Annotated in this window: 18 protein-coding genes; 13 read left to right on the forward strand and 5 right to left on the reverse strand. The window is 46.4% G+C overall.

Annotation, left to right across the window (positions count from 1 at the left end; translation table 11 throughout):
• Window positions 1-2: 2 nt before the first annotated feature.
• The 11 genes from BBD38_RS04405 to BBD38_RS04455 all read left to right on the forward strand — a co-directional run bounded on the left by BBD38_RS04405 (window position 3) and on the right by BBD38_RS04455 (window position 11,592).
• Entirely contained in the window at window positions 3-872 is an 870-nt protein-coding gene (locus BBD38_RS04405; RefSeq protein ID WP_046442591.1) for a VirB6/TrbL-like conjugal transfer protein, CD1112 family, read from the forward strand.
• A gap of 19 nt (window positions 873-891) precedes the next feature.
• Window positions 892-1,293: a PrgI family protein gene (locus BBD38_RS04410; protein WP_066685026.1), complete on the forward strand. Its 402-nt coding sequence runs from the start codon at window positions 892-894 to the stop codon at window positions 1,291-1,293.
• The gene (locus BBD38_RS04415; RefSeq protein WP_082989478.1) at window positions 1,196-3,703 is read left to right on the forward strand and encodes a VirB4-like conjugal transfer ATPase, CD1110 family; all 2,508 of its coding nucleotides are present in this window, start codon (window positions 1,196-1,198) and stop codon (window positions 3,701-3,703) included. Before BBD38_RS04410 ends, BBD38_RS04415 begins: the two co-directional genes overlap by 98 nt.
• Before the next feature lie 57 nt (window positions 3,704-3,760).
• Complete coding sequence (locus BBD38_RS04420; RefSeq protein WP_066685027.1) at window positions 3,761-4,246, forward strand: HEPN family nuclease; 486 nt, start codon at window positions 3,761-3,763, stop codon at window positions 4,244-4,246.
• Window positions 4,247-4,311: 65 nt separating this feature from the next.
• Complete coding sequence (locus BBD38_RS04425) at window positions 4,312-6,450, forward strand: C40 family peptidase (RefSeq protein ID WP_147568077.1); 2,139 nt, start codon at window positions 4,312-4,314, stop codon at window positions 6,448-6,450.
• Window positions 6,451-6,464: 14 nt separating this feature from the next.
• Window positions 6,465-6,719 (forward strand): DUF4315 family protein, encoded by a 255-nt coding sequence (locus tag BBD38_RS04430; RefSeq protein ID WP_066685030.1) that lies wholly within the window; start codon window positions 6,465-6,467, stop codon window positions 6,717-6,719.
• Window positions 6,716-7,444, forward strand: a complete 729-nt coding sequence (locus tag BBD38_RS04435; RefSeq protein WP_066685033.1) for a CD1107 family mobile element protein — start codon at window positions 6,716-6,718, stop codon at window positions 7,442-7,444. Before BBD38_RS04430 ends, BBD38_RS04435 begins: the two co-directional genes overlap by 4 nt.
• Window positions 7,441-9,543 carry a type IA DNA topoisomerase gene (locus BBD38_RS04440; RefSeq protein ID WP_066685035.1) on the forward strand — a complete coding sequence of 701 codons (2,103 nt, stop codon included), beginning with the start codon at window positions 7,441-7,443 and terminating at the stop codon, window positions 9,541-9,543. The genes BBD38_RS04435 and BBD38_RS04440 overlap by 4 nt, the downstream gene beginning before the upstream one ends.
• A gap of 141 nt (window positions 9,544-9,684) precedes the next feature.
• Complete coding sequence (locus tag BBD38_RS04445) at window positions 9,685-10,986, forward strand: antirestriction protein ArdA (RefSeq protein ID WP_066685036.1); 1,302 nt, start codon at window positions 9,685-9,687, stop codon at window positions 10,984-10,986.
• A 4-nt stretch (window positions 10,987-10,990) separates the two neighbouring features.
• A complete protein-coding gene (locus tag BBD38_RS04450; RefSeq protein ID WP_066685039.1) occupies window positions 10,991-11,218 on the forward strand; it encodes a transposon-transfer assisting family protein in 228 nt (75 codons plus the stop codon).
• Entirely contained in the window at window positions 11,215-11,592 is a 378-nt protein-coding gene (locus BBD38_RS04455) for a cysteine-rich VLP protein (protein ID WP_066685041.1), read from the forward strand. Before BBD38_RS04450 ends, BBD38_RS04455 begins: the two co-directional genes overlap by 4 nt.
• Window positions 11,593-11,719: 127 nt before the next feature.
• Here the strand turns inward: BBD38_RS04455 and BBD38_RS04460 are convergent, their stop codons facing one another.
• The 3 genes from BBD38_RS04460 to BBD38_RS04470 all read right to left on the reverse strand — a co-directional run bounded on the left by BBD38_RS04460 (window position 11,720) and on the right by BBD38_RS04470 (window position 13,767).
• Window positions 11,720-12,193 carry a DUF6050 family protein gene (locus BBD38_RS04460; RefSeq protein ID WP_082989480.1) on the reverse strand — a complete coding sequence of 158 codons (474 nt, stop codon included), beginning with the start codon at window positions 12,191-12,193 and terminating at the stop codon, window positions 11,720-11,722.
• 67 nt (window positions 12,194-12,260) lie between these two features.
• The gene (locus BBD38_RS04465; RefSeq protein ID WP_066685044.1) at window positions 12,261-12,770 is read right to left on the reverse strand and encodes a hypothetical protein; all 510 of its coding nucleotides are present in this window, start codon (window positions 12,768-12,770) and stop codon (window positions 12,261-12,263) included.
• A 55-nt stretch (window positions 12,771-12,825) separates the two neighbouring features.
• Window positions 12,826-13,767, reverse strand: coding sequence for a hypothetical protein (locus BBD38_RS04470; RefSeq protein WP_066685046.1), 942 nt, complete (start codon window positions 13,765-13,767; stop codon window positions 12,826-12,828).
• 183 nt (window positions 13,768-13,950) lie between these two features.
• Between BBD38_RS04470 and BBD38_RS04475 the strand changes: the two genes are divergently transcribed.
• Together BBD38_RS04475 and BBD38_RS04480 are read left to right on the forward strand one after the other, a co-directional pair.
• Window positions 13,951-14,265, forward strand: coding sequence for a helix-turn-helix domain-containing protein (locus BBD38_RS04475; RefSeq protein WP_066685049.1), 315 nt, complete (start codon window positions 13,951-13,953; stop codon window positions 14,263-14,265).
• 423 nt (window positions 14,266-14,688) lie between these two features.
• Window positions 14,689-15,099: a helix-turn-helix transcriptional regulator gene (locus BBD38_RS04480; protein ID WP_066685051.1), complete on the forward strand. Its 411-nt coding sequence runs from the start codon at window positions 14,689-14,691 to the stop codon at window positions 15,097-15,099.
• Between the two features lie 28 nt (window positions 15,100-15,127).
• Here BBD38_RS04480 and BBD38_RS04485 read toward each other — a convergent pair whose 3' ends face one another.
• Together BBD38_RS04485 and BBD38_RS04490 are read right to left on the reverse strand one after the other, a co-directional pair.
• Entirely contained in the window at window positions 15,128-16,462 is a 1,335-nt protein-coding gene (locus tag BBD38_RS04485) for a relaxase/mobilization nuclease domain-containing protein (protein WP_066685055.1), read from the reverse strand.
• Window positions 16,423-16,755 (reverse strand): plasmid mobilization protein, encoded by a 333-nt coding sequence (locus tag BBD38_RS04490; protein WP_066685058.1) that lies wholly within the window; start codon window positions 16,753-16,755, stop codon window positions 16,423-16,425. Before BBD38_RS04490 ends, BBD38_RS04485 begins: the two co-directional genes overlap by 40 nt.
• Window positions 16,756-16,839: the final 84 nt, after the last annotated feature.

Consider the following 16,839-nt stretch of genomic DNA (forward strand, 5'->3'; position numbering starts at 1 on the left):
CTATGGGTTGGATATTTGAACAGATCGGAAACGCGATCAAGGAATTTCTAAAAGGCGTTGTTGAGGGAAACTTAACGGATATGTTCAATGACGTAAACGAGAAGGTCGCCACCATTGCCGGGGATGTTGGACAAACCCCGGTCGGCTGGAACGGTGAAATATTCGCCATGATAAAGAACATATCCGATACGGTGATTGTTCCCGTTGCGGGCATGATAATCACGTTTGTGCTGGTGTACGAATTGGTGACGATGATAACCGACCGAAACAATATGCACGATTTTGATACGTTCAGCTTTTTCAAGTATTTTCTCAAAGCCGGGATTGCGGTATTTATCGTCGCCAACACAATGACAATCGTTATGGGAATTTTTGATATTGCGCAATATGCGATCAATGCCAGCGCGGGCGCGATTGGCGAAAATACGGCAATCGACATTGCCGCCGTATTGGAGCAGATGCAAGCGGGTCTAAACGCAATGGGAATCGGTGAACTGCTGGGGCTTGTCCTTGAAACGTATATTATCAAGTTTGCAATGCTCATATTCTCATTGCTCATAACCTTAGTAATCGCGGGCCGTATGATTGAAATTTATTTGTATTGCAGCTTGGCCCCTATCCCCTTTGCGACGTTCACCAACAAAGAATGGGGCAGCATGGGCACAAACTATTTACGGGGACTTGTGGCCTTAGCATTTCAAGGGCTGTTAATCATGGTGTGCGTGGGGATTTATGCCGTCTTGATTAACACGTTGACCGTCACGGAAAACATTCATGCGTCTATCTGGATGATTGCGGGCTATACCGTGCTTTTGTGCTTTGCCCTTTTTAAGACAGGGACGCTCTCAAAGAGCATCTTTAACGCCCACTAAGGAAAGGAGTTGATTATACATGCCATACGTACCAGTACCAAAGGACTTAAACAAGGTCAAAAGCAAGGTAGCCTTTAACCTCACGAAACGGCAGCTTATATGTTTTGCGATTGCCGGGGGCGTGGGTATTCCGTTTTACCTTTTGACAAAATCCCATATTGGAACATCTCTAGCGGCTTTTATTATGATCGTGATTATGGTTCCATTTTTCTTTCTCGCCATGTACGAGAAGGACGGACAGCCGCTTGAACGGATTTTGAAAAACTATATTGGGTCGCACTTTATCCGCAAGCGCAAGCGGCCCTACCAGACACGCAATTTTTATGCGGAACTTCAAAACGAGATCGACGAACGAAAGGAGAAACAAAGTATTGTCAAACGTACAGAAAAAGCCAAAAAAGGCGCAAGCCGCAAGCACTAAAACAGGGCTTAAAATTTTGAGCGGTTCCCCAAACAAGAAACTACCCCAGCAGGAAAAGAAGCGGTTCGTTACCGCGATGAAAAAGCGCAAGGCCGCGAACCCTCAAACGGCCCAAGATACGATTCCCTATTTACGCATGTACCGGGACGGAGTTTGCCGGGTAACGGAAAGGCTCTACACAAAAATGCTTGAATTTCAAGACATCACATACCAGCTTGCGAACAATGAGGACAAGACGGTGATTTTTGAAAATTATTGTGATTTCCTAAATTACTTTGACAGCAGCATTACGGTACAGCTTACATTTATCAATCAATCCGTCAATATGAAAGACTATGAAAAGACCATTGATATACCGCCGCAGGGCGACGGATTGGACGACATACGCAACGAATATGCGGGTATGCTCAAAGATCAACTAGCTAAGGGTAACAATGGTCTGCAAAAGCATAAGTACATTACATTCGGCATTGAAGCAGACGACCCTATTATCGCAAGACAGCGGCTTGAACGTATTGAAATGGACGTAAAAAACAATTTCAAAGTGCTGGGCGTGCGGGTATCTCCCTTGAACGGGTACGACCGCCTAAAGGTACTACACGACATTTTCCATGCCGACAGCAAGGAACCATTCATCTTTAATTGGGATTTAACCTATCAAACGGGTTTATCCACAAAAGATTTTATCGCACCCACATCGTTTAGTTTCCGTGAAGATCGGACGTTTACAATAGGCCGTAAGATCGGCGCGGTATCGTATCTGCAAATACTCGCCCCGGAACTGTCAGACCGTATGCTTGCGGATTATCTCGATATTGACACGGATTTGATCGTCAATATGCACATACGGTCAATCGACCAAAGCGCCGCCGTTAAGCTGGTAAAGCGCAAGATAACGGATTTAGACAAAATGAAGATAGAGGAACAGAAAAAGGCGGTTCGCAGCGGGTACGATATGGACATAATACCATCAGACCTTTCAACCTATGGAGATGAAGCAAAAAATTTGTTGAAAGATTTACAGAGCCGCAATGAACGAATGTTCCTTGTCACTGTGCTTGTGATGAATACGGCAGACGATAAAAAGAAGCTGGACAACGCCATATTTGCGGCGGCTGGTGTCGCGCAGAAATATAACTGTACCCTAAAGCCGCTGGACTTCCAGCAGGAAAACGCACTTGCAAGCAGCTTGCCGCTGGGCCGCAACCTTATTCCGATTCAAAGGGGCCTTACCACGTCCAGTACGGCAATTTTCGTGCCGTTCACCACGCAGGAACTTTATTCTCGCAGTAAGCAAGCCCTTTATTACGGACTTAACGCCTTATCTAACAATATGATAATGGCAGACCGCAAGGAACTGAAAACGCCGAACGGCCTTATTTTGGGAACGCCCGGTGCAGGGAAAAGTTTTTCGGCAAAACGCGAGATCGTAAATGTGGTGTTGCTCACGAACGATCAAATAATGGTTTGCGACCCTGAAAGTGAATACGGCCCGTTGACCTTGAAGCTGGGCGGTCAGGTAATCGAACTATCCCCGAACAGCAAGCAGTTTATCAACCCGCTGGATATTAACCTTAATTATTCGGAGGATGATAACCCGCTTACCCTCAAAAGCGATTTTGTGCTTTCGTTCTGCGAACTCATTTGCGGCGGCAGAAACGGCCTTGAACCAATCGAAAGAACGGTGATTGACCGTTGCGTTAGTCTCATTTACCGAGACTATATTGCCAATCCGAAGCCTGAAAATGTCCCGGTCTTGGGCGACCTTTACCGGGCGTTGCGCGATCAGCCGGAGCCGGAAGCCCAGCGCGTCGCTACGGCCCTTGAAATGTACGTCACAGGAACGCTTAACGTATTCAATAACCGCACGAACATTACAGGGCTTTCTGACAAGCGCATGATTACATTTGATATTCGACGGCTAGGAAAGGCTTTAAAAAAGTTGGGTATGCTCATACTGGAAGATCAGGCGTGGAACATGGTTACGGTAAACCGTTTCGAGGGACACCGGGCAACCCGGTTTTACATCGACGAATTTCACTTGCTTTTCAAAGACCCACAAACGGCGGCCTATTCGGTTGAGATTTGGCAGCGATTCAGAAAGTGGAACGGCATACCGACCGGGATTACCCAAAATGTCAAAACGCTGCTTTTGTCCCCGGAAATTGAAAATATTTTCGACAATTCGGATTTTGTGTATATGCTCAATCAAGCCCCCGGAGATCGTAGCCGTATCAGTAAAGCTTTGGGTCTTTCCCCGCAGCAGCTTTCCTACATCACGAATAGCAACGAGGGCGAGGGCCTTTTGTATTTTGGCGATACGGTTATCCCGTTTGCCGATCACTTCCCGAAAGATACGCTGCTTTATACGACCATGACAACAAAACCCGACGAGGTAAACCAACAATAAAATACGTGACAAAAGGGAAAAGGTGGGATAAGATGAAAATAAAAAGGGGATGATAAAATGGAATATAAGAAACCGTTCGATGTGGAATTTCTAAACCGTACACAAGAATTGATTAAGGACGCAGGTAAAACAAAGTATGAAGTGACTTTTTTACTTAATTGCTTATTAGGCTTGATTTGCTTACCAATCGAAATATACAAAGAGGATATAAATAGTAGCTTTCGATTAGAAAACGATGAGGTTTTTAGTGCGCTTACTGATAAGTTAAATTGCTATGTGACGATAACCGAGGGAAAGGACTACATCACCCCGTATACGAAATTGCGGTGTTTACGCAATGGAATTGCACACCTTGCAATGGAGGCTTTCCCCAACGACGAAGGGAAAGTGGACAAAATTGAAATTAAAGGGAGTACAAGGGGAAAAAATCATTCCATAAAATGTATTTTTAATTTTTCGGTTGATTCTTTAAAAGACTTTGCGGCTTTTTCAGCAGAACAATTACAAAATTTCATTGAATCGAAAACAAAGAAGATACAGTAACTAATATCTATCAGAAACCGCCTTGATTGGCGGTTTTTTTGTACCCGAAAATCGGAGGTGAATATTTGCAAAGAAAAGAATTTGAGTTAAAGGCAAAAGATAAGGTTGTCCAAAAAATGACCCGTGACGGGCTGGTTGATGAAAACCTTGCGGACGGGACGACTAAAAAAGCAAGGCCCGGAGATCCGACCCAAGAGCAGGAAACGGGAAAAGCAACGAAGCCAACCCCGGAACCAAAGCCACGGGGCCAGCCCAAACGCCGGGCCGCGCCCCGAAAGCGTCAAACACAACTACGCACAGAACCCCAACCGCAGGGCAAAAAAGCTGCTAGGCCGGGAAAACTGGACGAAAAACAAAAAAAGGCATACAAAAGTAAGTTGCATTTTGACGATCAGGGAAAGGCCCCGAAGCTCGCGCCGGTTACAAAGCCGGCAGGAGCCGCCGCAATGTATTTTAAAAGCAAGCTGTATCAAAGGACGGATGATGATAATTTAGCGGTAAAAGCGGCGCAAAGGACGGAGCAGCAGACGGAATCGGCAGCGGTCGTAACCGGGCGCACGATCAGGAACCGCACCAGTACAGCAAAAGCCCGCCGAACGCTGGGCCTTGACCGCCGCACGGTCAGGACACAAACAAACCGCATTTACCGCTGGAAAGCGGAGAGCAACGCGGCAACCAAGAACGCCCCCGCGATCAAAAGAGCCATGCAAAAACACGCAATCAAAAAGCAATATGCAAAGGGAGCGCGTAAGGCAGCAAAGGCGGCGGCAAAAACAGGGGGAAAGGCCGCGAGGACAACGGCACGGACAGCGGGCGTATTGATGCGTCATCCCGTCGCCCTTGTCATTGCCATTGCTGTAATCGTGATCGTTATTTTCATAGCGTCTATTGTGGCAACCGTGGGGGCCATGATTACGCAGAGCAGCACGGCAATGATCGGCACGGCGTACCTTGCGGAAGACCGGGACATTAACGAAGCCGAAAACTACTATTGTCAAAAGGAAGCTGAGTTATTGCAGGACGCACACAGCTTAGAGGGCCAAAATCCCGGTTATGACGAATACCGATACAACATAGGCGAAGTGGAACACAGCCCTTACGAGCTTATGGCGTTTTTGACGGCTGTTTACAAGGATTTCATTTTTGAGGACGTAACCCCCACACTTGACGAGCTTTTCAATGAGCAATACGAGCTATGGACGGAAATTACAACCGAGACCCGCACCCGTGAGATTGAAACGACCGACCCAGCCACAGGCGAGACTGTTAAGTCAACCGAAGAATACGAAGTCAGGATTTTTAATATCAATGTGACGGTCAATATGTTTTCAGGAATTGCGGCGGGCCGCATGGACGACGAGCAGCGCAATCTGTATGACGGGTATGTAAAGAGCCGAGGGAGCCGCCAGCATTTCGGAAAGCCGATTGATTGCGATTGGACGCTATATATCACGACCCCTTACGGCTATTCGTATAATGGCGGCGTTTTCTATTCGGACGGCGCGACGCTTTCTATTCCATATGGTACAACCGTTCTTGCAGCACAACCCGGCACGGTCACGGAAGCAGGGAGCCGTCTTGTGGTCGATTGCGCGGACGGCTTGCGATATATCTATGACGGGCTTGCCAGCGTGAGCGTGTCCGAGGGGCAGGAAGTGAAAACCGGGGACGAGATCGGCACGAGCGGCGGCACACTGTACCTTGAATATTCGCAGGACGGCGAAACGCTAAACCCATATTTTTTTGTAGAGTGTGGCAGCGGCGGGTTGAACGGCGCACCGGGTGGCGGCGGTATGGGCGGTTATCCCGGCGAACCCTACGACGACGAGACCTACCAGCGGCTTTTAGCCGAAGCAACAAAGTATATCGGCTATCCGTATGTATGGGGCGGCAGCACCCCGGAAACGTCCTTTGACTGTTCGGGGTATGTTTGCTGGTGCCTTAATGCTTCCGGGGTCGCAAGCGTGGGCCGCACGAACGCGCAGGGCCTATACAATATGTGTACCCCTATTTCCCGTGAGGAAGCCCATCCCGGCGACCTTATATTTTTTACCGGAACGCACAGCGCGGGCCACCCTGTAACCCACGTCGCATTTTACGTCGGAAATGGAATGATGCTTGAAGCTGGAAAGCCCATAGGTTATTCGTCATTTGAAACGCCATACTGGACGAAGCATTTTTATTCGTTCGGTCGGCTTGCATAACGGAAAGGAGCAATATGGACAAGATACCCAAAATTGAAAAAGAAATTACCAAGACAAAAGCGCAGATTGCGGGCGCACAAAAGAAGCTAAAGGAGTTGGAGCAGCAGAAAACGCAGGAAGAAAATTTGCAGATCGTACAGGCGGTACGGGCTATAAAAATGACCCCGGACGAATTGCGGCGATTTTTGCAAAAACAGAAAGCTCCCAAGATCAAAGACGACCAGCCGGGGAACCCGGCCCATGAAGAAAGCGAGGAAAACAATATATGAGGATGAAAAGGAAACATAGAATCACGATCAGCATTTTATTGATGCTTATTGTCGTTATCATTGCCATGCTTGCAATGCCAACCGTGGCGGCGGCCCAAGCGGACGACCCCGCGGCAGGAACCCCGACCGCGGAGCCGATACCCACGGCGACAGTTGAAACAACCGCCAATAGCGCGACCCCACCGAGTACGGCGACGGCAAGTACGACCAGCACAGATCAGGACGGCGGCGGCAGCTCCACGGACAAGGCCGAAGCCCCGGAAAAGGAATTTTTCACGATTGAAACCAAGAGCGGCAAAGTGTTCTATTTGATTGTGGATAATAAGAAAGCGTCCGAAAATGTATTCTTGCTTACCGAAGTTACGGAAAATGATTTGTTGAATTTTACCGAGGACGAGCAGGACAAAAACATTTTTGGTGGAGTAACGACCCAGCCTACCCCGGAACCGTCGCCCGAAGCGACGGCAAGCGTGGGGGCGCAGGAGGAAAGCCCGACCCCGACCACTACCCCGGAGCAGCCCCAGCCTGTCAATAATAACACAATTATGATGATCGGCGCGATTGTAGTGATTGCCGTAGTGGGCGTAATCGCATTTGCTGTGAAGAAGCGCAAGGCAAAAAAGGCGATAGGCAGCATGGACGATCTGGAAGATTATGCAGACGATTTCGACGAGGACGACACGGACGAGATCGAGGACAAGAAAGATCAGGAGGATAACGAATGAAATTAGTGATTGCGGAAAAACCGAGCGTCGCCCGGACGATTGCAGGCGTGATCGGCGCGGATGAATTGAAGGACGGATATTGTGAGGGTAACGGCTATCTTGTATCGTGGTGTATCGGTCATTTGGTGGAGCCAGCACACGCCGAGGTGTACGACCCTAAATATGCCAAGTGGACAAAGGAAGATTTACCAATCATCCCTGACATATGGCATTACGTGATTTCAAAGGCAAAGCAAAAGCAATATTCCATACTGAAAGAGCTTATGCGGCGGGCAGACGTCGAAAGCCTTATTTGCGCGACAGACGCCGGACGCGAAGGCGAACTTATTTTCCGTTTGGTCTACAAGCAAGCGGGCTGTAAAAAGCCGTTTTCCCGCTTGTGGATTTCCTCAATGGAAGATAGCGCGATCAAACAGGGCTTTGACGCGCTCAAAGACGGCACGGAATACGACAATCTTTACGCTTCCGCGCTGTGCCGCTCTAAAGCTGATTGGCTGGTGGGTATCAACGCAACCCGGTTATATTCTGTGCTCTATAACGGTTCTTTAAATGTAGGGCGTGTGCAATCCCCGACCCTTGCAATGATCGTACAGCGGGCCGAGCAGATCAGGGACTTTGTAAAGGAAAAATATTACGTTCCGCATATCCAGTGCGGCGAGATCGACGCGACCGGGGAAAAGATATTTGACCCAGCAGAAGCGGAAAAGATAACGGCGGCTTGCGACAAACAGCAAGCCGTTTTACGTTCCCTCATTTCCGAGAGCAAGACGGCCCGCCCGCCGAAGTTGTACGATCTTACGAGCTTACAGCGGGACGCAAACCGTATCTATGGATATACGGCGCAGCAGACGCTTGACTATGTGCAAAATCTATACGAAAAGAAACTGACAACCTACCCGCGCACGGATAGCCAGTATTTGACGCATGATATGACGGACACCGCCGCCGAGATCGTCAAGGTGGTTTTGCTGAAACTGTCCTTTGCTGAATCATTCCGGGAAGAACTGAAACCCAACGTTTCGCAGACGGTCAATGATAAAAAGGTTTCCGACCACCACGCAATCATACCGACCGTGGAACTAGGAGCCGCAGACCTTACCGCCCTACCAAGCGGGGAACGCAACCTTTTATACATGGTTGCGTCCCGCCTGGTATGCGCGGTAAGCGGCCCACATACTTTTGAAGCCGTAACCGCTGAATTTGATTGCGCGGGCCATGCGTTCGCGGCGAAAGGGCGGGTCGTTACCGCCGAGGGCTGGAAAGCGGTTGACAGGGCTTTCAGGAGCAGCTTAAAAGAGAAGCCCGACGACGAGGAAAAGGAAATGCCGCCGCTTCCCCAGCTTACCGAGGGACAGGCGTTTGACAATGTGCAAGCGTCCACGTCCGAAAGCTGGACAACCCCGCCGAAGCCTTACACCGAGGACACGCTGCTTGCAGCAATGGAACGGGCCGGGAATGAGGACACCGACACCGAAGCCGAACGGCGCGGGCTGGGAACCCCGGCGACCCGCGCGGGCGTGATCGAAAAGCTCGTACAAAAAGGCTTTGCCAGCCGCAAGGGCAAGCAGCTTATCTCGACCGAGCGCGGCGCGGCCCTGATTTCCGTACTGCCTGAAAAACTCACTTCCCCGAAACTTACGGCAGAATGGGAAAACGCCTTAACCGAGATCGCGCGGGGCAAGAGTGGAGCCGCCGAGTTTATGGACGGTATCGCGGCTTATATCCGGGAGCTGGTCGAGACTGTCCCCGAAGTGACCGACGAGCAGCGGAGCCGTTTTAATTTTGATAAGCCCGTGATTGGCCTTTGCCCCCGGTGTGGCGGGAATGTCCACGAGAGCCGCACGAACTTTTATTGTTCCAATAAAGATTGCGGTTTCGTCATGTGGAAAAATGATAAGTTTTTCCGAGATAAAAAGACGAGCCTTACCCCACGAATGGCAACGGAGCTTTTAAAGTCCGGGCGGGTGAAAGCAAAGGGCCTTTACAGCGTCAAGACCGGGAAAAAGTATGACGCGCAGATCGTCCTTGCGGACACGGGCGACAAGTACGTTAATTTCAAGCTGGAATTTGAGCAGAAAGGAAAAGCCACAAAGGGCTAAATCCGGGTAACGGTTTCTTAGCAAGCATAGGAAGTGTATTAACACTTCCATCCTTTGCCCCGACCCCCGCACGGGGTCGGGCGCAAAGTGCTTGTTGAGGGGCAAGCCCCCAAACCCCCGGAAAGAAAGGAGCAAAAACACTTGAAAGAAAATTGCGCTTTTGAAGCATATATAACCAATTTAGGGAAATATAACGAGGGCGTGTTAATCGGTGAGTGGGTAGGTTTCCCTGCTACTACGGACGAAATGAAAGACGTATTAGATCGCATTGGTATAAACGAACAATACGAAGAATTGTTCATTACCGATTATGAAATGCCGATCAGAGGAATGCACGGCGCACTGGGAGAATATGAGAGCTTGGATGAACTCAATTATCTTGCTTATAAAATAGATGATATGCAAGATTACCAGCGGGATATATTTGAAGCTGCTATTGAATTAGGAGATTATACCAGCAGCGCGAAAGACCTTATAAACCTCACCGAAAACCTTGATAATTACGATCTTCTCCCCGGTGTTCAAGATGATTCAGATTTAGGCTATTACTGGATAGAGGAATCAGGCATTTATGACCTTTCCAATATGGGAAACCTAGCGAGTTATTTTGACTATGAGAAATTTGGACGGGATATACAGCTTGACGAATACGGGACATATACAGATAGTGGGTATGTCCGCAGGACAGGGGACGACTTCTACGAGGAATACGACGGCGATCTTGACAATATCCCGGACGAATATCGTTTGACGGCTGAAAATAATGTCCTTTCCATTTCTCCAAAATCCCATGAAACGGAAAAACAATCACAAGGGCGAACACTTGACAGCCCCGGTTCCTATTCAATTTACCAGCTTAAAGGCAGCGATAATCTGCACTATTATCGTTTTGCCAGTTATGACGAATTGAAAAACGCAGGGCTTACGGTTGATCGTAAAAATTATAACGAGGTTTACAGTGCAGAACTACCTAAGCATTTCACGGCTGATGACATTTTTATGAAATTCAACCTTTACCCGCCCCCGGAATTTGAAGGACATTCGCTTTCAGTTTCAGACGTGATCGTTATGCGAAAAGACGGCACGGAAAAAGCTCTATATGTTGATATTGCAGGATATAAGGAAATCCCGGAGTTTTTAGAGCCGATAAATAGCATTGAAACCGCCGAGAAGTCCACCGAGCAGAATTATAACATGATCGACGGGCAGATCAACAACACGCCCACGGTTGACGAACTGGAAAAGCGGGCAAAGGCCGGGGAGCGTATCTCTATCACGGAGCTTGCAGCGGCAAGCAAGGTGGACAAGGCTCATGCCGCCAGCAGAAACGAGAAAAAGCCGTCTATCCGGGCGCAGCTTAAAAAGGACAAGCAGGAGATTATGAATGCTGAGAGCCGCCCGGAACGTGAACCCAAACAAAAAAACGAGGAACGCGAGGTATAATCATATGGAATATTTCACAGTAGAAGAAACGAATCTTATTTGCATTTACGATATTCGGACACGGGCGGGATTGTTGCGCGATCTACGCTCCGCCCTAAGTGACGTTTACGACCCGGAGTTAAAAGAGATTTTCAGAACGGCAATTCGTAAGCTGGAGCATTTGACAGACAGCGAATATCTGGAGCTTGCCCCCGGTCTTGTCCCTGCTGATGATTTAGAGGTCGAAGCATGAAACAGTTTACCGCGCAGCAGACGAAACAGGTAAACGCCCTTGTCCGGGCCGAGTGCTGCAATTTCTTTCAAGGAAATTGCGACGCGCTGGACGCTGGGGAGCCTGTACCCTGCCCGCAAATAGCGTCTCAATCAATGCTGTGCTTATGGTTTCAAAAGGCGGTGTTGCCGATTGATAAGGTGCTTTGCGCGGAGCTTGCGCCCCCGGACACGCAAAAGCATTGTGTAAGGTGTGGGGGTGTGTTTCTTTCATCATCACACAGCGTAAAATATTGCAGAGCTTGCGCCCGAAAGGTACGCCGGGAACAACAAGCAAAATTCGCACGGGAAAAGCGAGCTAAAGCATCGACAAGTAAGGCAAAAAAAAGCCTTTAACCATGCGGTTTTTACAGCCCGTATTCGATAGGTTAAGGTGTTTATACCTTAACCCCCGAAAAAGGCGTTTAGAATGTCGATTTTTTCAAATAAAAAGAGCGTGGCAGCTTGCGATTTTTCGCGGCTGTCACGTTCTTTTTGATTGGGGTATGTTAAACTTCCATAAGTTCGATCTTTTTTTGTAGCTCGCGATCTTAACGGCGGCAATGATCGTTTTGACGATATACACGACGGCCTTTATAAGCTGGTAAGCCAGCACGACCACGCCGATCACAGCCCCGACAATGATATTGAGGGCGAATATCCCGATTGTCCCGGCAAGGTCGTGACCGACCGGAATAATCCAAAGGAACATACGCCGTATGCCATAAGGCACACCCATAAATAATAACGTGTACGCTACCCGGTGTTCGCTGGTCTCGAAAATAAGCGTTGCCAGCCAGTAAAGCACAAGGGCAAGCACAATAGGCAACACGACGAATTTAAGAAACTCCTTGCGCGTCTTTTTGACGGCGCAATCGTGGCACAACGGAATTTTGAAAATGTCCGGGCAAGGTGCGCCGCACTCTGCACATTCGGTTATATATATGCCGCTTTTCATGGCAATTACCACCCTTTAAGTATAACCTATCACAATGAGTAAGATATGTAAATGACTATTTTCAACCTCACAAGGCAGAAACAATTTTTACATGATGGTCCCAGCTTTTAGACAAGTCCATAAGCCATTCAAACGTAAGCATATCGGGATAAGGTGCATATCCAACTATAAGGTGTTTGCATACTCTCTGCATTTCCGACGCACATTTTTTATATGTTTCTTCGGCGTTTTTACAAGGCTCATTGTCAACAATATGGCACCAATCCATATTATTATATGCGTCAAACCAAAAATCACCGTCATTGGTATGTTGGCTAATAAATTGTTGATAAGGTAATATCCCTATTAAACCTGTGTAATAAGTTTTTTTAAATTCTAATGCGATTTCCATTGCAAAAGTATTCCCATACCCCAAAAAAGGCAATACAAAGGTTTTGCGTTCCTCTGTTAATGACTTTTCCATTTGTTTCGTAAGATTATTTTTTAAATTTTGATTTTTTTCTTTAATATCACAACACCATATCCCTGTTATTTTATTTTTGTATTTGGCGAAACTCAAATCTTTTATCAATTCCATAATAATATACTCCTAAAAATAACTTCAATAATTCAACTTTAAATGCTCTGCTTAATCATCTTTTCGATTGTCTTTGAACCGCAAAAATAGCCTGTTTCAGAATTTTCCAATATTGGGCTGCATCAATTTTCGCATTTTTTACCTTTTCCCGCCCGCCATTTTCCATTTCTGTTGATAAAATGTCGTTTAAAAGGTCGTCCTTCTTTTTCCAATTCCAGTAATGCTGATTGATCGCGTCGTCGTTAAGATTGAGGATACTTTCAAGCAAATCACATTCTTCATTTAATTTGTTGGCTTCCAGAGTATATTGTTTTAGCAATTTACTATTCGCTTCTTGTGTATTGGGGCGTAAAAGGGTTTGCATTGTCTTTAAATATGCCTGCTTCTCTAAAAACTCAACTCTCTTTTTCTGTTCCAAGTATTCACGTTCAATATCGCTTTTCGCAAAGATCGCATTTCGCAATTTGCGGCTTCCGCGCGTCCCGCTCGCGTTCTCAATCGTAAATTCCATTTCCACCGGGTTTAGTAGATGTATTTCTTTTCCAGCCTTTACCGCATATTTGTAATATTTAGATTCACGGTCTTTGTCCATGAGCAGGAGAATATCTGAATTGTGTATAACCGCCCTGTATAGCATTTCAAAAACTGCGGGGTCGGTCGTTGCCCTTTTCCTGATATACACCACTTCATCGACAAGCAGCTTGACGGCTTTTGATTCATGCGATTTGTCCCATACATAATCCCTGCAAGGTGAAAACAGGTATAACATCGGCTTGTCTAAATCAAGGTCATATAAAGTGTTTTCAAGAATTTGCAGAAAATACAAGTTGACTTCGGAATTGTCCATAAGGGTATAAACGCTTACGCCAATGCTGTAAAGATACAAAATTTCGAGACGTAAAGCGTCAACCGTTTTTCTAAAAAAAGAATGATTGTGCTCGTAATCGCCGTCAACTAAATTATCAATAAAGGAACAAAATTTTTTTTCTAATGTCATTTTGTGCCCCCTTTCATGCTGTGCATTACGACATTATATTTTTCAAATTCTAAAAAACGTAAATTAGTAATATTCAAAACGTTATAAAAATCAATTTATAATATTCGAATTTATATAATCAATCAATTAAAATCGAATATAGGGCCTGTGTAATCACCTATAATAGAATAAAGGTGGCTATATATGAATTTTGATTATATAAGTGAGCGTATCGCGCGTTTAAGAATGAAAAAAGATGTATCGCAAAGGGAAATGAGTTTAGAGCTGGGTCAAAGCATTGGTTATATTAACCGCATTGAAAACAAAAAGGCTTTGCCATCTATTCCTATGCTGCATTATATTTGTGAATACTTTGGTATCACGCTAAAAGATTTTTTCGATGAAGAGATTGAATATCCTGTTTTGCTAAATGAATTGATCGAAGAAGAAAAAGACTTAGACGAGCAAAATATTTTGACCTTGCTTAGTCTTGCCAAACAGCTTAATGCACGAAAATAAAAAAAATAACAGAGCGTGAATTTTTGCGGATGTTCAGTCCGCTTTTTTGTATGCTTTTTTCAATGTACGTGGCGCACCCGGGGGAACGGATATAGGCTCTCTTATATCCCGTTCCCCGTGCGCCCGGTACATCCCCTACATGTACCACTAGATTTATCAACAAAATTGCATTAAATTTTGTTGCAAACCGCTTGATTTAACCCAACGATAGCGCAATAAGGTGTAGACTGAAAATATAGGGATGGGGATTTGGATTATGGTTGTGTATGGGTACACAAGCCTACACCTTTTGCGCCGTTGAGAGTGGGTTCTGTGATTATTATACTCTAAAAAGAGTAAGGCGACAATTCTTTTACGTTGTAATTGGTAAAATAGAGAGATTTAGGTTAATTGCGGTGTTGGTGATTGAATTATACTGATAATATGAATGAAGAAAGCCAAGAATACATAAAGAAATTTGTTGCCCAAAGGGTAAACGAATTGATGATCGAAAATCAAATAACGAACAGGAAAGCTCTTAGTCACTTGATTGGATATAATGAGCATTTTATATCTGATTTGTTAAACAAGAAACGTAATCCGTATATAGTTACTGTTTACGATTTGTGTGATTTTTTCGGTATCACACTTGAAGATTTCTTTCGTGTGGATTACAGTAAGGATAAATCGGTTGCATCAGTTATGAAGTTGCTAACGGATAACTACAAACCAGAAGAGTTATCTTTACTATATGATATTTTAAGTCATGTTGATAAGGGAAGCATAATTACATTGCTTTCAAGTTATCGAACCTACTTTGATTCTAAAATAGAAGATAAAAACGAGAAAATTTGAGCAAAGCGCGGTTCCCCGCGCTTTTATTTTACCTCTCTTTTTCTATGTGCCGTTCGGGGCCGTGCGGCTCCAAAAGACTATTCACATTGGCCTGTATGGTTTCAAGCTCACGGGCTTCCTTTTTTTGCGCCCTGTAAGAGCGGTACAGGCTGTCTTTCTTATTCTGCAACTTCTCATACTCCCGGTGCAGATCGGCGGGGGACGGGGCGCGTCCTTCAACGCCAAGATCGGCAAGCCCCTTTTTCGCAGCGGAAAACAAAATCAAGCTGCTTTCATGCTCCGCATAAAAGCGGCTCTTTTGTTTTGCCGCGCAGTACTTGTCATAGATCGGTTTCATGCGGCGGTAATTCTCTAAATGCTTCATGGTAAGCAGAACGTCCGACGCTCTCCGCTCAATGGCTTTCAGATCGGCGGTAGTCTTTTCAAGTTTCGCGGTCGCTTCCTCAACCTTTGCTGTAAGCTGTCCAAGATCGGAAATGTTATGCTCCGCAAGGTAATTGATAGCCTTTGCTTCCTGTTGCAAATTAAATACTTTCGCCCAGCGTTTATAGCCCTCGCTTTCCTGTGCTTTTTGATTGGTCGGAATGTCAATGACGCTCTTTATGCCTTGATCGTCACGAATAGGATTGCGTGACGCACCTCTCGCGATACGTTCCCTTATACGCATTTCAGTGTAATCGTCATGACCCCGTGTGAATTTGTCTTGTCCCGCCGCACGGAATTTAAGAATCTTTGCCGTGCAGGATATTTCATAGCCCGCCGCTTTGATTTCCCGCAAAAATTCATCAAACGTTTTTACCCGTGGAATCGTATCATCAATCAATTTATATAGTTTGGCTTTCCAGCCGCGCCCCTCACGGGCGGCGTGGTACTCCTTGCCGCTCTTGCTCTTGGGATTGCGCCCCTCTGCCTTGATAACAGACAAGCCATGCTCACGGCAAAGATCGTCACTCATGCGGCGTATCTGTGCAAGGGTGCGCTTGTTGGAAACGTATTTATGATGATCGGCAAAATTAGTCGCACAAAACATAATGTGATTATTAACACAACGGCTGTCCGTATGTGTTGCGATCACATATTCATATTTACCCTTTAGCACCTTTTCAGCCCACTCCTGACCGAGCTTGTGCGCTTCTTCCGGGGTCACTTCACCGGGGGCAAAGCTCTGTATCATGTGATGGGCGAGGTTATCCCCTTTGTTCATGCCTTGCGAAATGGTGTAGAGAAATTCCACGTCTGCCGTTTCCGGGGTACAACCGTAAGAGGACACAAGCCGTCCACCGTCCGTCTTTTCGGGTTTTGTGATATAGTCAAGTGCTTTCTTTAACGTTGACTTAATAGGGTGTATCTCACAATACGCCATATCTCATTCATTAACTCCTTTACTTCCCGCACATCGTCGGCATACAGATTGCCCGTTGCATTTGTGCGGGCCGTAATCTGGTTGATATTGCGGCCTATCCCGCCGATCTCACGCGCAAGCTCTTTGATCGGCGCGTGATCTATCTGTATCACATAGCCGTCAATCAGCATTTTGCGGGCATATGCGCTAAAATTGTTTGCACTCCCGGCAAGCTCCATTTTCCGTTGTATTGTTTCCCGCTCGTCCTCTGTCACATAGACGATCAGCGGGATTTTCCTTTTACGATCTGCCACCTTTCCGCTCCTTTCTTTTGGGGGTTTGGGGATTCTCCCCAACAAGCATTTTGCGACCAGGCCAGCTTTGCGGGCCGGGGCAAA

It is taken from the genome of Christensenella intestinihominis (genome assembly GCF_001678845.1).
Classification (GTDB): Bacteria; Bacillota; Clostridia; order Christensenellales; family Christensenellaceae; genus Christensenella; species Christensenella intestinihominis.

Bases quoted from the DNA above. Each gene is read 5' to 3' on its own strand.
- BBD38_RS04405 (WP_046442591.1), top strand. From the start codon at position 3: ATGGGTTGGATATTTGAACAGATCGGAAACGCGATCAAGGAATTTCTA.
- BBD38_RS04410 (WP_066685026.1), top strand. From the start codon at position 892: ATGCCATACGTACCAGTACCAAAGGACTTAAACAAGGTCAAAAGCAAG.
- BBD38_RS04415 (WP_082989478.1), top strand. From the start codon at position 1,196: ATGCGGAACTTCAAAACGAGATCGACGAACGAAAGGAGAAACAAAGTA.
- BBD38_RS04420 (WP_066685027.1), top strand. From the start codon at position 3,761: ATGGAATATAAGAAACCGTTCGATGTGGAATTTCTAAACCGTACACAA.
- BBD38_RS04430 (WP_066685030.1), top strand. From the start codon at position 6,465: ATGGACAAGATACCCAAAATTGAAAAAGAAATTACCAAGACAAAAGCG.
- BBD38_RS04435 (WP_066685033.1), top strand. From the start codon at position 6,716: ATGAGGATGAAAAGGAAACATAGAATCACGATCAGCATTTTATTGATG.
- BBD38_RS04440 (WP_066685035.1), top strand. From the start codon at position 7,441: ATGAAATTAGTGATTGCGGAAAAACCGAGCGTCGCCCGGACGATTGCA.
- BBD38_RS04450 (WP_066685039.1), top strand. From the start codon at position 10,991: ATGGAATATTTCACAGTAGAAGAAACGAATCTTATTTGCATTTACGAT.
- BBD38_RS04455 (WP_066685041.1), top strand. From the start codon at position 11,215: ATGAAACAGTTTACCGCGCAGCAGACGAAACAGGTAAACGCCCTTGTC.
- BBD38_RS04460 (WP_082989480.1), bottom strand. From the start codon at position 12,193: ATGAAAAGCGGCATATATATAACCGAATGTGCAGAGTGCGGCGCACCT.
- BBD38_RS04465 (WP_066685044.1), bottom strand. From the start codon at position 12,770: ATGGAATTGATAAAAGATTTGAGTTTCGCCAAATACAAAAATAAAATA.
- BBD38_RS04470 (WP_066685046.1), bottom strand. From the start codon at position 13,767: ATGACATTAGAAAAAAAATTTTGTTCCTTTATTGATAATTTAGTTGAC.
- BBD38_RS04475 (WP_066685049.1), top strand. From the start codon at position 13,951: ATGAATTTTGATTATATAAGTGAGCGTATCGCGCGTTTAAGAATGAAA.
- BBD38_RS04480 (WP_066685051.1), top strand. From the start codon at position 14,689: ATGAATGAAGAAAGCCAAGAATACATAAAGAAATTTGTTGCCCAAAGG.
- BBD38_RS04485 (WP_066685055.1), bottom strand. From the start codon at position 16,462: ATGGCGTATTGTGAGATACACCCTATTAAGTCAACGTTAAAGAAAGCA.